Genomic DNA, 15,268 nt, shown 5'->3' with positions numbered 1-15,268 from the left:
GGCGTATCCATCATATCAGGTTCCACTAAGGGAGTGCAGGGTGCCTTTCCTGCTCGTCAAATGTTCTTATGCCTGAAGTATATCATCGATATTTTCGTATAGTCAAGTAATTTTAATGAGCCACTAACCCCGTCCCCATGGCTCAAAAAAGACATGCGCTTCATTACGAAACACATGTCTATATCTTACCATAGTTAGGCTTCACATAGTTCAATAGCATTCTTTCTTTTTCTGTACAAGGTAACTGCCTGATGTATGATCAGCACGTAAATTGCGATCTCAAGAACAAAGTCTGCTACTAAATACTGGGTAGTGAGATCCGTATACAGTAGGTCTACCGTAGAACTATTTAAAACTTCAAATCTTTGGATCATTATTCTCCTGACAAAAAAGATAGCTACATAAAGTATTCGAAGGATTGCCGCAATTGCTATCATATTTCTCCAAAGCTTTCTCTCTGCTCCCCGCAGGAAATGAAAGATTGAACCGATTATTCCCAATATACATGGCAAGATCACAGACCACATCTGCCTAGCAATTAGCGAAAACAGTGTCATAAGGTTATAGGCTCTATCGACTGACCTTACATTTTTCATTGTATTTCCAAATGATCTAAACCAATATGGTATATCAGGAATGCCATCTAGCGCTAAAACAACAGATAAATAGGCGATAAAGATAATTCCTATTTTCTTTGGAGTAAGCGTGTCTCTAATGGCATGATATAGTCCATAAGCAAAGATCAGAACAAAAAATATTCCCTTAAAACACTCAATCCAATACTGATAAAAGAACTTTGGATTATCATGGGAATATATGGTATCAGCCTGAACATAGAAGTACAGCACCCTTTCTGAAGCCTGTAACAAAAAAGATATGACTACAAATGCATATAGCATGATCGTCAGATTATTAATTGTTTTATTCTCAACTACTGGAGTCTTTTCCACTACTTTCATCATCTCCTTTCCAGATAAAAGGTCGTCAAGGCTCACATCCAGAATCTGAGATATTTTCTTGGCAGTAACAATATCAGGGTAACGGTCGCCGCATTCCCAATGGGAAACCGATTGCCTGCTGACATATAACTTCTCAGCCAGTGTTTGTTGTGTTAGTCCTTTTTCTTCTCTTGCTTTTCTGAGCTGTTCGCCAAATTCGACCATAAATAAACCTGTCCCCTTCAAATTTTTTTCATCTGCGCAGGATGATACTATAAGTATTATGCGCTGCTACAAATATTACAAGCTCCACAATAAAAAATGCAGCGCTCCATATCGTTGCGCTGCATTCTCCCTACAGTTTTTCACAAGGAAGTTCTGCTCTCGTACTTCGTACGAGCCAGAACAACAGTATGCTGTAAACTCAATCTGCGCTTTCAGCTTGATTTCGTTAACAGACATACTGTTTCGATTGACCTGGTAAATGGGAACATATCAACCGGAACTGCCTTCTCAACCTTAAATCCTTTCTTGGTCATTATTCCAAGATCTCTTGCCAGTGAATCCGGGCTACAGGAGATATATACTACCTTCTTTGGTCCAAGAATCCTTAGAGACTCAATGAACTCTGGTGTAGAGCCTGATCTTGGAGGATCCATGAATACGAGATCTACCTTATCACCTGACTCAGCCATCTGCTGCATGAATCTTGTTGCATCATTCTCATAGAAAGTAATATTCTTTACTTCATTTATCTTGGCGTTGAGCTTGGCATCCTTAACGGCATCCTTGTTGAGCTCAACAGAAATAACCTCTTTTACATGAGGACTTGCGATGATACCGATGGTACCAACACCGCTATAGCAGTCAAGGGCTACTTCATCTCCCTTTAGATCTGCCATCTCAATTGCTGTATTGTAGAGAATCTCAGTCTGTATAGGATTTACCTGATAAAAAGACTTAGGACTGATCTTGAACTTCATGCCACAGCAAATGTCATAGATAAAACCTGGGCCATACATAGGCTTTTCCCTGTCGCCAAGTACCATGCTGGTCTGCTTGTCATTGATATTCTGAACGATCGTTGTGATCTCAGGATGCTCTTTTCTAAGCGCCTTAACAAAATTGTTCTTGGAAGGGAAAATAGGTGAAACTGTAACCAGAACAACCATGATTTCCCCTGTATGCTTGCCTATTCTGATAAGAACATGGCGAAGGAGTCCAAAGCCATTGTCTTCATCATATGTCTTAATCTTAAATGACTTGAGCATTCCACGGATAGAAGCAATGATGGCATCTGCCTTCTTATCTTCCAAAAGACATGAATCTATAGGCACAACTTCATGGGTGCCTTCTCTGTATATACCAGATAAAGGATTACCCTTCTTGTCATGGGTAAATACTGCATGAACTTTACATCTATAATGCTCTGGCTCTTCCATTCCAACAAATGAAGCAACTCTTGTATAAGGTTCTAGGAGTTCCTGAACATGAGCATGCTTCTGACGAAGCTGCTTGTCATAAGGGGTATCTATCATCTGGCAAGCCCCACACTTCTTAAAGTATGGGCAGCGACTCTTCTTGCTATCAGCATTTGCTTCCTGCTTCTTAGCAAATCTTGAGTTTCCCTTTACTACTGCCTTAGATGCAACCTTAGACGGATACTTTTTCCCACCATTATTTTCTTTTTTAGGTCCTCTTTTTGTATCTTTCTTTGGACCATAATTTCTTTTCTCTGCCATAAATTCCTACCTCAAATAAAACGCAAAAATAGGGGATTTATCTAAATCCCCTAGTGAAATCTTACTTCTTTTCTTCCTCATAATCATCAGTACTGTTTTCGAACTTAAGTGAAGGCATCTCCATATCTTCACTATCTTTGAACGCTGAATCGCTTCTCTTGCGGATGCGCTCTGTTTTGACCTCTTCACCGTAGTCCTTAAACTTGATACCTTCGATTCCCTGAGCAAGCGCCTTGGCTCTTGCAAGCTCACCCTTATTGATCTTGAAGGTGCATACGATCTTGCTTCCGCTTCTATCAAATAATCTCTGTAAAAAAGATCTGTCCTGCCACTCAATAAAATATGAAATACGATGAGCAAGGAAACGCTCTTCTAACTGCTTTTTGCTCTCAACACTGTATACTCTGCAAAAAGGAACCTCGTTATTAAAAACCTGACTATTCTGGATAATTGATGACATAAAAACCTCACAAAACTTTTTTTCCTGCAGAAAGACCTGCTTCAATAATAAATTATAGCGTAGTAATAAAATTCTTTCAATGTGTTAAACGTTACCATTCACAGTTTGGGGTAGCCTAGGCAGAGGCAGGGCGCGGCCCCAGTGAACCAGCCAGCCAGCGGCTACCCCAAACTGTGAATGGTAACTGCTAAACAGTTGTAAAAGAAACGCAGATGAAAATGATATCATCTGCGCACTGATTCAACAATATTAAATATTTACCTTTGAGATAATGCTGGACTTTTCGCCATTTACTTCTCTGACTACAACGTTTATCTTGCCTGTAGCAAGTCTTCTGATGTAGACTACAAGCTCTCCATTGAGTGTCTTACGGTAATTGGCTGTATAAGGTGTAAGATCTGAAAGGTCTCCGTTATCGATTCCTGCAAGTTCTCCAGCACCAGTAACCTGAACCATGATATCCTTTTCTTCCATGCCTTCAGGAACCTTTACGATCACCTGGAATAAATATCCGATTTCCTTGTGGTTTTCGATAAATTCGTCCTTAAAGTTCATATCAAGGCACATTTCTGGTTTCCAGAGCTCTACCTTAACTTCGTCAGTCTTTTTCTCTTTAATCCTTGTTCCGCCCCAAAGCTCAGCTCTAACATTGAACTCTGGCTTAGGGAAACCAGCTGTTGTGATAAATCCTGAAGATGCACCTCTTACAGGCCATCCAAGGGCCTCGCCCAAATAATCTATTCCAGTCCAAAGGAACTGTCCACAGATATAATCATTGTCTTTTACAGCATTCCAAGCTTCCAGACTGTGACTATTCTCGCTTCCAAGGAATGTCTTCTTAGGGAAGCGCTTGTGGTCCTGCGCATAAAGATGTTCTTTATAGTTGTAACCAACAACATCCAGCTCATCGATAAAGCCAATCTTGGTTGAAAGCTCTGGAAAAGCAGCAGCCACAGTAACTGGTCTTGTGCTGTCTTCATCCTTGACTATATTTGCAAGCTCTTTTACAAGAATGGCAAGTCTCTCCATATTTGGCTTGTTTGGATCGTACTGTCTCTCCTTGGCTGGCTTATTATTGTCGTTATTGCCTGTCATCTCAGTGAACATTGGATGGCAATATGGATCATTTGGATAATCTATCTCGTTACCAACGCTGTAGATGATAACTGAAGGATGATTCCTATCTCTCCTTACCATTGTGCGAAGATCGATCTCATGCCACATTGGGAAGTCTTCGTAATAGCCCTGATGCTTTGGTGGGTAGACATTGTGGCCTGTTGACCATTTATTTTTGGGGTTCTCCCACTCATCAAAAGCTTCATCCATCATCATAAAGCCCATCTCGTCGCACAGGTCATAGAGCTCTGGCATATGAGGATTGTGACTGCATCTGATGGCATTACAGCCCGACTTTTTGAGAAGCTCTAGTCTCCTTCTCCATACCTCTTTTTTCATGGCAGCACCGAGACATCCGCCGTCGTGGTGTACACACACTCCCTTAAATTTCGTGCTCTTCTCATTGAGGAAGAATCCCTTATTTGGGTCAAAAGAAAAAGTGCGGACACCGACTTTTCTGGTGTCAACGAGATAGCTCTTGCCATCAACAGAAAGTCTGGTTTCCAAAGTATAAAGATATGGTGAATCAGGTGACCATAGCTTTGGAGAATTAAGATTGCCCTCCAAAGTTACTGTCTCTGTGCTTCCCTCAAGAGCATTTAATTCTCCCTGCATTACAAGAACATTTTTGCCATTGTTATCAAGGAGAGTACTCTGTGATATGATCTTTGTCTTCTTTTTCTTGCCTGCTCCAGGTATTCCGCAGAAGATCTCATTCTGCACCATAACCTTGGCAACATTCTTTTTCCCCTGCTTCTCAACAGCTTTGCAGGAAAAGAAAATGCCATTATTCACAGGTGCAACCTTCTCGGATACAACAAGTGATACTTTTCTGGTAATACCACTTCCTGTAAACCATCTGGAATCTGCTATATCTGTGTGGATAACCTTGACACTTATCTCAGTAAGCTCATCGCCAAAGCTTGCCTGCTGAGAAATGTCATAGGAAATCTCTGAATAGCCGTAAGGTCTTTTACCCATGTAATAACTGTTGACCCACACCATGCTATTCTTGTAAATTCCATCAAAAACAAGAGTAAGTCTCTTGTCACGGTACTCTTCCGGAATACGTACAAATAGTCTATACCAAGCTATTCCCCCGCGCAGGTATCCCGTACCACTGGAGTATTCCTTAGAAAATGGTGCAGACACTGAAAAGTCATGAGGAATAGTAACATCCTCCCAGCTACTGTCATCATAGCCCTTGTACCAGGCATCCTCGCATTCCCCATAGTGGAATTTCCAGTTATTAGTGAGTGTAATTCGTTTTGTATCCATGTTCCCTCATATTTTTTGCTAATATTATATTCACAAGGAATTACTGCTCTCAGCCTATATCGTGTGTATCTTTTAATTCGATAGTGTCACGAACCTTACCATCAGTCTCAAATACGATAATTTCGTTTGTACCTTCTTTGAGAAGTGGTCCTGGAATGTAAAGTCTCTTCTGAGGTCCGATTTCCCAGAATCTACCAAGATTAAAGCCGTTGATGAAGATCACACCCTTGCCCCATCCTTCAAAATCAAGGAAAGTATCACATTTTTCATCTGCTTCAAATGTGAATTTGTAGAAGGCAGGAGTATTCTCTTTGTATTCCTTCGCGAAATCTATTTTATCAGTATTGTCAAGTGGCAGCGTATAGATATCCCAATCATTATGAATATGACCGTTGATCTGTACACATCTTCCAATGCCCTTTCTCTGAGTCTCCATTCTAGGTCCGAAGTTAACTCTTCCCATATTTTCAACGAGAACGTCAAACTTCTCATTAAGTCCAGCAAAAGAGCCTGTAGAAAGGCCTGCTTCACCTATAGCTTCTGCTGCGTTTTCAGGACTTAAGCCCTTCTCCATCATAAACTTGCCTGCGAGATTACGTGCAGCCTCACTGCATGCAAGATACTTTTCCATAGGAATATTGTGTTCTTCCTCGAGTTCACGATCATAGAGTGTGATAAGTGGATTCTCATCCACAAATACATTTGCTCTATCTGCTGTCTCCCAAAGACGAAGCTTAGCAATTCCTGCTTCTGAATGAAGTCTGCTTCTATAAAGGATATATCCGTAGCTTTGGTCAAGTTCTTCCATGTTAACTGTATATGGAAGATGTACAGGAGTACTAAGGTCATCGATTACAGAGAATAAGCTGACTTTGTCCGTGCATGTAAGCTTACCGTAGCTCCTTCTCTTGATCTGTGTACTGAACTTAACCTCAGGTATAGGAGCATACTTAGAGATAACCTCTTTGTATTTTAGATACTTTTCTGTGATCTGTCCATCCTCTGTGAGAATACCATCATAATCATAGCTTGTAACATCCGGAGTAAGTTCATTGTAATAGTTTGAACCATTTGTAAATCCAAAGTTTGTGCCACCCTGGAACATATAAATGCTCACGTTTCCAAGCTCAAGCATCTTATCAAGGTCTTCTGTACTCTGTACAAGATTGCCCTTCATGTGTCCGCCATTGCCCCAGTGATCAAACCAGCCAACCCAGAATTCAGCGCACATAAGTGGTCCGCCATTTGCATAATCCTTGATCACATCAAATCTCTCTTCTGTCTTGGAGCCGAAGTTTCCTGTAGGATGTACACCATCTACAGAACCACCGCGGAAGCTCTCATGGTATGGACCATCTGAAGAAATAAGTGGTACTGTAACACCATTTTTCTTCATAAGATCTCTCATGAATTTCATGTATTCATGGTCATTTGCATAGTAGCCATATTCGTTCTCAACCTGCATGAGGATGATGTTTCCACCGTTGTCTACCTGATACTTTGTAAGCTTTGGCATAAGAACGTTGTAATACTCTTCTACTGCATCAAGGAATGGCTTGTAGCTTACACGAAGTCTCATATTTCTGTCTTTTAAAAGCCATGCTGGAAGTCCACCAAATTCCCACTCTGCGCAGATATATGGAGAAGGCCTGATGATGATATAAAGTCCAAGCTCTGTAGCTGTCTGAATGAACTTCTCAATATCAAGCATTCCGTCAAATACGAATGTTCCTCTCTTTGGCTCGCAGAGATTCCATGGAATATATGTTTCTACAGTATTGCAGCCAAGAGCCTTTAATTTCTCAAGTCTGTCTACCCAATATTCAGGTACTGTTCTGAAGTAGTGAAAAGAGCCTGAGATTACCTTAAATGGCTTGCCATCTAAATAAAAAGTGTCTTTGATTTCAAATCTGCTCATAATAGATTTCCCCTTTATATATCCTCTTTAACGATTTGTTCTTATTTATTTGCTCCAGCATCCGTTGAAACCCATAGATAAAAACAAAATTTATGTAAACTATTTTGATGTCAAAAGTTTCCTTTTCATTAATAAAGGGAATACTGCTCCAATAGAAACAGTATTCCCTTTTTACCTTTATACTTATCCTTCTAAGGATGTTCTGCTCTCGCTTCGCTCGGCAGAACTAAGTAGTACACTAAGCTCGATAGGACCTCGCTAAGTGATTACTTATAAAGTGCATCAAACTGTGCCTGAAGAGCTGCAGTTACATCATCAATACCAGCCTTCTTAAGAGCGTCCTGATATTCAGCAACGATCTCTTCTGCTGTTCCTGTGTACTTACCGAATGCAATCTGCTTCATGTAAGTTGTGTGGATATCATTGATGTTATCAATCTTTGACTGAATGTCATCTACATCAGGAACGAACTGTCCATATGGATAGTCGATCTTGATCTTGTCATACTCTGAATAGAGCTTCTCGATAGCATCCCAGTTAAGAGTTGCATCCTTAACTTCGAGATCATCGTTACGTCCCCACCAGTAGTTAACTGAGATTCCGTCTGTAGCTGAGTTGTATCCGTCTGGAGTCTTTCTCATGCCATCTTCTGTGATCTCGTATGATACGCCTTCAACACCATAGTTGAAAAGTCTGTAGCACTCTGGATCATTTCTGATAAGGTCATAAACCATAAGTGCTCTCTCAGGGTTCTTAGAAGCTGCTGATACAGCCATAGCACCGTGTGTGATTGAAAGAGCTACAAGGTTCTGAGACTCTTCACCAAAGTAGAAGAAGCCTGTCTCTGCCTTAGGATCATCATAGATTGTGTAACCATCTTTGTGTGAGCAAAGATCTGTCCAAGTCTGTGTGTGGTGCTGCTCAGCTGCTACACGACCGATCTTGTAATCTTCTCTGTTATCTGAAGTTGTGTTGTTAAGTACGTCTGTCTTCCAAACGCCGATCTCATCCCACTCCTTCATCATCTTAGCAAACTCAACAAGTGAATCTGTATCTGTTACATAAGGTGAGTATACTGTGTAAAGGTCATCCTTTGTACCACCCCACATAGCGCCACTGTTGATACCATCGATAGGTACATAGTTAGAGTGAGATTGGATCCATCCACCAACCATTGTAGCGTACTGTGTTCCGTCTGAATCCCAAGGAATAACGTCTGGATATGTTTCTTTTACATACTTGAAGTATGTTGTAAGATCTTCCCAGCTCTTTACACCATCTGCAAGACCAGCTTCTTTAGCCCAGTCAAGACGATAAGCGAAACCGTGGTTAGTCCACTGTGCATAGTTATCTTCCGGTATAAGGTAGATGTTGCCATTGTATTTACAAAGATCCCAGTGCTCAGGTGATACTGATTCCCATGTCTTAGGAGCATATGTCTTAAGCATATCCTCTGAAAGCTCAAGGAAAGCACCATTCTTTGCATTTGGCCAAGCATCAAGCCAGTCAGAAGCTGTACCAACAAGGTCTACAGTTCCGTCCATACGTGCAAGTGTAAGGTTGTAGTTTGAAAGATAATCTGTCCAGTCGATGTAGTAAACTTCGAGCTCAGCGTTAACCTTCTCTGTAAGGATCTTGTTAAGCTGCTCAAGCATTGCATCTGTCTGGTTTCCTTCTGGAGCACCACCAGTTGTCATGTATGTGATTACTACATGCTCTGATGTGTCGATGTCAGCTGCTGATGCATCTGCTGATGTTGCAGTACCATCTGTTGCAGTCTGATCTCCTGCTGTCTCACTACCAGTGTTAGATGAGCCGCAAGCTGCGATTCCCATTACCATGCTTACGCTAAGTAATGCTGCTAATAACTTTTTCTTCATTTCTTTCCTCCTTTAGTAAGAAAATATCTGAACTCACATTGTGAGTTACATACATTATATTGTTTTTTGTATCCCGTTTAAATATTTGCCCCGTTGATGTATAAGAAAGTTCTGCTCTTGCTTGATAGAACAAGGAAGTTCTGCTCTCGCTTCGCTCACCAGAACACGTTCGCACTAAATTCGCCAAAGGCTCATTAAGTGCTCTCAGCCTTTTACTGCACCAACTGTAATACCACCAATAAAGTATTTCTGAACGAATGGGTAAAGAAATACGATAGGACCTGTAGCCATTACCGCTGTAGCCATCTTAAGTGACTCTGTAGGAACATCTGTAAGTGTGATGTACTGTCCTGCGATTGAGTTCTTAAGAGCCTGTGTTTCATTTACTACCTTGTAAAGCTGGAACTGAAGAGGCTTAACTGCAACTCTTGAGCTAAGGAAAAGTGATGACTGATACCACTCATTCCAGTAACCAAGTGCAAGGAAAAGACCTATTGTAGCAAGTGCAGGCTTAAGCATTGGAAGGATGAGCTTTACAAAAATTGTAAGGTCTCCAGCTCCATCGATCTTACCTGACTCTGTGATCTCATGAGGAATAGCTTTAACGAAGTTCTTCATAAGAATGATAAGCCATGGTGACATAAGAAGTGGGAAAAATACTGCTAAATAGCTGTCATTAAGCTTATATGTCTGTGTCATCAGAAGGTAATATGGTGCAAGACCTGCTGAAAACAGTGATGTAAAGTAAATATAGAAGGAAATTGCATTTCTGAGAGGGAAATCCTTTCTCTGAAGCGCATATCCTGTCATTGCAATAATAAGAAGTCCACATACTGTACCGAAAAGTGTAAGAGTAATTGTAAGACCATATGACTTCCAGATCATTCCTCCTCTTACAACCATCTCATAAGCCTTAAGTGTGAAATCCTTAGGAATGAGCTTAACACCTTCAGCTCTGATAACTGCTTCATTAGTAAAAGATGTACCAACAATGATTAGGAAAGGAAATACGCAGGCAAGTGCGTAAAAGGTGATCAGTACATATCCTACAGTTCTAATAATAATATCTGATGCTCCAAGTTTAACTTTTACACCAGTCATTTCTACTTGTTCATTCTTTTTAGACATTTCTTCTGACCTCCTCCTTTCTTAGAATAATGAATAATCTGGGTCAATCTTCTTAACAATGAAGTTAACAGCCATAACCATTACAAAACCAATGATTGACTGATAAAGTCCTACTGCTGAAGCCGTAGAGAAGTTGAAGTCTGTAATAGTAGCTCTATATACGAATGTCTCAATAATATCTGTTGTTGGATAAAGAAGTGAGTTTGTTCCAATAATGTTGTAGAACAGACCAAAGTTACCTTTAACAATTCCACCAAGAGCAAACAAAAGAAGAATTACGATTGTTGGCTTAAGTCCTGGAAGAATGATGTATCTGATCTTCTGGAATGCATTAGCTCCGTCAACCTTGGCAGCCTCAATGATCTCTGCATCAATACCACAGATAGCTGCGAAATAAACAACTGAGTTGTAACCTGTCTGCTGCCATAAGTGAACGATTACAAGAATCACTGGCCAAACAGAAGCATCTGAGTATGGACCCCATTTTTCTCTTCCAAGTGATGTAAGGATCTCATTTACAAAACCGTAGTCATAGTTCAAAAGGTTATAAACAAGAATTCCTACAAGAACCTGTGAAATGAAATATGGAAGGAACATCATTGTCTGTGATACTTTTTTGAAAAGCTTGCCCTGCATCTCATTAAGAAGAATAGCTACGAAGATAGCAAGGAAGTTACCCAAGATAATAAATGCGATATTATAAAGGATAGTATTCTTGGTAAGCTCAAACAATTTACCAGACTCAGCAAGGAATCTAAAATTGTCAATTCCTACGAACTTACTTCCGAAGATACCGTCACGATAGTTATATTTTACAAATGCTACCCAAATACCCGGCATTGGCATATAACTAAATAAAAAGAAAAATACTACTGCAGGCAAGCACATAAGCTCAAGTACTCTGTATCTCCAGAGTGTTTCCCAAACAGTGCGCTTTTTTACTCCTGTAGTAGAGGGTGTTTTGTTACTTTTACTCATAATTTCCTCCTACTTGCTATCAGTTGTGTACTAATCACAGTCCCCATATTGTGCATTATTACTTTTTGCAACCGATTTCATATTATTATTTAATCACATTTGCCAAGATATAGTCAATTGATTTTTTGAAACCGATTGCAAATTTGTCATTATGCAACAAAACAGGGGAAGTTCTTTATGAAACTTCCCCTGTTTTTTGTGAATTATGCCAAAGATTGTATACAATAATCCAGTTCATTCTTTACATGGTCCACTGCTCTCTCTCAAAACAAGCCTTGGATCTATCTTCTGTATCTTTTCTACCTCTTTTCCTTCAGCTGCTCTGATAGCAGTATCTATGAGCAATTCGCCATATGCAACATAATCATAGTCAACACTTGTAAGCTTTGGAACTGTAAGATCAGCAATGTATGTGTTATCGAAACTCACAACCGAAATATCTTCTGGAATATAAAGCTTATGCTCTCTGATACTTCTAAGTGCTCCACTGGCTGCAAAGTCGTTGATAGCAATGATCGCAGTAGGTCTATCATCAAGAGAAAGGATCTTGTTAGTAGCATCATATCCCGTCTCTGGGTCATAGGTACCGTTTACAACGTACTCTCCACGTTCTTCTATGCCATATTTTCTAAGTATCTCCTGATACATTTTATACTTGTTGAAGGTAGAAGCAACTCTCATCTCTCCGCCAACAAGTGCTATCTTCTTGTGGCCAAGTCCGATAAGATGCTCCATTACCAGGTTCATAGCACGTGACTCATCAATAACAACGCTATGTGCTGGTGTCTTATCAAGCTTACCAGTTACGATCACAGGCGTATTATCACAAATCCCCCTTATCTTTTCTGCATAGGAGTCATCTGTTATAAGATCATCAACGCTTCCGCCCATCTGTATGATCGCATCAACTCTTTGCTGAAGCAGCACATCAAGCTCGTTCTTTTCCCGCTCGCTAAAGCCAAGAGAATTAACAAGACCTACGCTGTATCCAGCTTTTTCAGCAGCAATCTCACATGACACAAACAGCGCTGAATAATATGGGTTTCTCACATCTGCTGCAATGATGCCAATGTTCTTGGTTGCAGTATCTGACAAACCTTTAGCCAGCGCGTTAGGCTTAAAGTTGTACTTTTCAATTATTTTTTGGATTTTTTCTTTTTTCTCTTTACGAACAGACGCACTTCCAGTAAGTACTCGAGATACAGTGGACGCAGATACCCCTGCCTCCGCTGCTATATCATATATAGTGATTGTCCTGGCGGTGTTCAGTCTCTCTTTTTCCATAAAGGCTCCGTCTTGGGGACTGTCTGAAACCGATTTCAATTCAATATTACGCAATCAAAAAACACTTGTCAATAAAAAAATCGTTTTTTATTAAAATCCCATATACACGCCAGGAATATCTTCTTCTGTAAGGTTGAACTTGCCATAGCTTTCGTCGTTATCTGCTGTCTCCATCTTAACAACGTTAACATAACCATCGTTGATCATATCAACCATATAAGTAACGATCCTAGGGTCAAACTGAGTTCCTGCCCCCTTTTGGATCTCCTCTATTATCTCGTCCTTGTTAAGATGCCTTCTGTATACACGGTTACTTGACATAGCATCATAAGCATCAGCTACGCCAACAATTCTTGCAAAAAGAGGAATCATCTCCCCTTTTAATCCATCCGGATATCCTGAACCATCATATCTCTCATGATGGTAAAGAGCTGTCTCTCTTACCCCCTTAAGGGAAGAAAGCTGAACAAGCATCTTACCGCCTGCCACGGTATGGTTCTGGATCATAGTTCTCTCTTCTTTGGTAAGGACTCCAGGTTTATTGAGCACTGCGTCTGGAACACTGATCTTACCAGCATCATGTAAAAGACCTGCATAATAGATATTCTGAATGTCATCCTCAGGAAGTCTCATTCTCTTTGCAATCTCTGCTGCATACATGGCAACTCTCTTTGAATGGCCCCTGGTATATGGATCCTTGGCATCAATGAAATTGATGAAGGTATTCATAGACTGAAGGATGATCTTGATGTCATTCTTTTGCTTTTCACGGTAATTTCTGAAATTAAGTCTTGTAACCAAAAAGCCAATGAATACAATAGCCCAGATACCAATGAATACCTCTACTATTCTTCTTGCCAGGCTAGTGTTATTATTTAGGATCTTGTAGCCCTGTAAGTGAAGGCTTGTTGGAGAAAATGCCTCTTTTGCTGAAACAATGATACCAAAAGTAATATTGCCATCAGATAAAATGGTATTGTTATAGCTTGTAGGTTTGATAACTAAAAGACCAGTGCTCTTATCAAGCTCTGCTTCTGATCCCCAGTAATTATCAAGAACTGATCCTGCAGGAACCTGAATACTAATAGTCCAGTTAGCAAGATCATACTTATCAGCATTAAAGATAGTAAAATCGAACTGATTGGCTACACCAACTGCTGAATCCCATGTACCAGATACCACCATCTTGGCGTAAGTGCTGTCTGAAAGCTTGGCACCAGTGAGGCTTAGATCTGTTTCTTCTACTGAAGCCACATTATTTTTGGAAATTATGTCCTGAACAAAATATGAAGATATAAGTATAACAAGTATTATAAATAGAACTATGACAGTTCTAAAAGTTCTATCAAATTTCATAAATCATGCCCTTCTGTTATCAGCTAAGTGATGCTTTCTTTTTTCCTTATACATGAGCTCGTCAATAGCAATCTGGAACTGCTTGGTTGTCATGTTATTAGCTGGATCATATATCATAGATCCAATACTAGCCTGAAGCTTATAAGGCTTCTCACTCTTATAATTCCAAAGATCAAGTTCATCTTCGATCATATCAACTTTGGCCCTGAGTTCCTCTAAGGCGTCAATATCACAAACCACGCAGAACTCATCGCCTCCAAATCTTCCTATGGAAGACTTTGGAGGAAAGACCTTAAACAATATATTAGAAACTACCATAAGAGCATAGTCACCCTCATGGTGTCCATAATTGTCGTTTATTTCTTTAAATCTATCAAGATCCATCATAATAGCAGCAAATTTCTGACCTGTTGCCAATGAATACTGTATCTTTTCTTCTACACTAATGTCGATTCCACGCCTGTTAAGTGCGCCCGTAAGATAATCCACATCCAGGTTCTTGGTCTGCAGGTAGAAAAAGACAATAAGAAGACCTATAGATATAGATGCATACGTCATGTTCAGATCAGATATAAAGATCTGCAAAAATGCTCCAAAGAGCGAAATTATAGGCAAAATAAAAATAGGCAAAACATATCCTGGTGCTATGCTCTTTCTGTTAATAAGAGCATATACAGACATTAAAAGGCAGAATAAAAGGATCAAAGCTCCTCTGTAATAGAACAGAGATCCTCTATGATACTCAAATCCTTCGAAATAATAAAACCATTTCAAATTAAACAGTACAGAAATTGTGACCAGAATGAAGTTGGTTGCCATAAAACCGCGATATAAAGCCGAAAAGAGCTTTTGACATTTTGCTTTTTCAGGGATCAACCAGCAATTGATATAGACTAAAGCAAACAAATAGTCTGCCGGATCAAGAGCATAGATAACATAGTAGCCAAATTTCATCCAGATCATGAATCGATCAGGATAAAGTTCGCCTATATGTCCTACAGTTTCAGCAAATACCAGCACTAACGTCATGCCCAAAAGGCAAACAAAGTTAGTTCCTGCTTTGGTACGGACAGTCTTACTCTGAAAGATCATGAGTAAGATAAGAAGTAGTGCTGTATAAAAATTTACTATAACCCACCCCGAAATAGCCAAAACTCTCGCTCCCTAAGTTTAGATTTCACAGAATATAC

Annotated in this window: 11 protein-coding genes; all 11 read right to left on the bottom strand. The window is 40.0% G+C overall.

All coding sequences use genetic code 11. The annotated features are described in order from the left end of the window. Nucleotides 1–194: 194 nt before the first annotated feature. The 11 genes from bhn_RS04690 to bhn_RS04640 all read right to left on the bottom strand — a co-directional run bounded on the left by bhn_RS04690 (nucleotide 195) and on the right by bhn_RS04640 (nucleotide 15,230). Nucleotides 195–1,163: a helix-turn-helix domain-containing protein gene (locus bhn_RS04690; protein WP_071175598.1), complete on the bottom strand. Its 969-nt coding sequence runs from the start codon at nucleotides 1,161–1,163 to the stop codon at nucleotides 195–197. Nucleotides 1,164–1,375: 212 nt separating this feature from the next. After that, complete coding sequence (gene rlmD, locus bhn_RS04685) at nucleotides 1,376–2,680, bottom strand: 23S rRNA (uracil(1939)-C(5))-methyltransferase RlmD (RefSeq protein WP_071175597.1); 1,305 nt, start codon at nucleotides 2,678–2,680, stop codon at nucleotides 1,376–1,378. Nucleotides 2,681–2,741: 61 nt separating this feature from the next. Then, the gene (locus bhn_RS04680; protein ID WP_071175596.1) at nucleotides 2,742–3,140 is read right to left on the bottom strand and encodes a hypothetical protein; all 399 of its coding nucleotides are present in this window, start codon (nucleotides 3,138–3,140) and stop codon (nucleotides 2,742–2,744) included. A gap of 249 nt (nucleotides 3,141–3,389) precedes the next feature. Beyond that, nucleotides 3,390–5,534, bottom strand: a complete 2,145-nt coding sequence (locus bhn_RS04675; RefSeq protein WP_071175595.1) for a glycoside hydrolase family 2 — start codon at nucleotides 5,532–5,534, stop codon at nucleotides 3,390–3,392. 49 nt (nucleotides 5,535–5,583) lie between these two features. Beyond that, nucleotides 5,584–7,452 carry a glycoside hydrolase family 35 protein gene (locus bhn_RS04670; protein WP_071175594.1) on the bottom strand — a complete coding sequence of 623 codons (1,869 nt, stop codon included), beginning with the start codon at nucleotides 7,450–7,452 and terminating at the stop codon, nucleotides 5,584–5,586. A gap of 266 nt (nucleotides 7,453–7,718) precedes the next feature. Further along, nucleotides 7,719–9,332, bottom strand: a complete 1,614-nt coding sequence (locus bhn_RS04665; protein ID WP_071175593.1) for an ABC transporter substrate-binding protein — start codon at nucleotides 9,330–9,332, stop codon at nucleotides 7,719–7,721. Nucleotides 9,333–9,536: 204 nt separating this feature from the next. Continuing rightward, nucleotides 9,537–10,460: a carbohydrate ABC transporter permease gene (locus bhn_RS04660; RefSeq protein WP_083385721.1), complete on the bottom strand. Its 924-nt coding sequence runs from the start codon at nucleotides 10,458–10,460 to the stop codon at nucleotides 9,537–9,539. Nucleotides 10,461–10,481: 21 nt separating this feature from the next. Beyond that, complete coding sequence (locus bhn_RS04655; RefSeq protein ID WP_071175592.1) at nucleotides 10,482–11,438, bottom strand: ABC transporter permease; 957 nt, start codon at nucleotides 11,436–11,438, stop codon at nucleotides 10,482–10,484. Nucleotides 11,439–11,672: 234 nt separating this feature from the next. Then, a complete protein-coding gene (locus bhn_RS04650; RefSeq protein WP_071175591.1) occupies nucleotides 11,673–12,722 on the bottom strand; it encodes a LacI family DNA-binding transcriptional regulator in 1,050 nt (349 codons plus the stop codon). A 90-nt stretch (nucleotides 12,723–12,812) separates the two neighbouring features. Beyond that, nucleotides 12,813–14,078 carry an HD domain-containing phosphohydrolase gene (locus tag bhn_RS04645; protein WP_071175590.1) on the bottom strand — a complete coding sequence of 422 codons (1,266 nt, stop codon included), beginning with the start codon at nucleotides 14,076–14,078 and terminating at the stop codon, nucleotides 12,813–12,815. Nucleotides 14,079–14,081: 3 nt separating this feature from the next. Beyond that, nucleotides 14,082–15,230 (bottom strand): GGDEF domain-containing protein, encoded by a 1,149-nt coding sequence (locus tag bhn_RS04640; RefSeq protein ID WP_071175589.1) that lies wholly within the window; start codon nucleotides 15,228–15,230, stop codon nucleotides 14,082–14,084. Nucleotides 15,231–15,268 lie beyond the last annotated feature (38 nt).

The sequence above is a fragment of the Butyrivibrio hungatei genome, assembly GCF_001858005.1.
Lineage (GTDB): Bacteria > Bacillota > Clostridia > Lachnospirales > Lachnospiraceae > Butyrivibrio > Butyrivibrio hungatei.
This window is presented reverse-complemented; position numbering and strand designations above follow the sequence as displayed.

Bases quoted from the DNA above. Each gene is read 5' to 3' on its own strand.
- bhn_RS04660 (WP_083385721.1), bottom strand. From the start codon at position 10,460: ATGTCTAAAAAGAATGAACAAGTAGAAATGACTGGTGTAAAAGTTAAA.
- bhn_RS04680 (WP_071175596.1), bottom strand. From the start codon at position 3,140: ATGTCATCAATTATCCAGAATAGTCAGGTTTTTAATAACGAGGTTCCT.
- rlmD (WP_071175597.1), bottom strand. From the start codon at position 2,680: ATGGCAGAGAAAAGAAATTATGGTCCAAAGAAAGATACAAAAAGAGGA.
- bhn_RS04670 (WP_071175594.1), bottom strand. From the start codon at position 7,452: ATGAGCAGATTTGAAATCAAAGACACTTTTTATTTAGATGGCAAGCCA.
- bhn_RS04650 (WP_071175591.1), bottom strand. From the start codon at position 12,722: ATGGAAAAAGAGAGACTGAACACCGCCAGGACAATCACTATATATGAT.
- bhn_RS04690 (WP_071175598.1), bottom strand. From the start codon at position 1,163: ATGGTCGAATTTGGCGAACAGCTCAGAAAAGCAAGAGAAGAAAAAGGA.
- bhn_RS04665 (WP_071175593.1), bottom strand. From the start codon at position 9,332: ATGAAGAAAAAGTTATTAGCAGCATTACTTAGCGTAAGCATGGTAATG.
- bhn_RS04645 (WP_071175590.1), bottom strand. From the start codon at position 14,078: ATGAAATTTGATAGAACTTTTAGAACTGTCATAGTTCTATTTATAATA.
- bhn_RS04655 (WP_071175592.1), bottom strand. From the start codon at position 11,438: ATGAGTAAAAGTAACAAAACACCCTCTACTACAGGAGTAAAAAAGCGC.
- bhn_RS04675 (WP_071175595.1), bottom strand. From the start codon at position 5,534: ATGGATACAAAACGAATTACACTCACTAATAACTGGAAATTCCACTAT.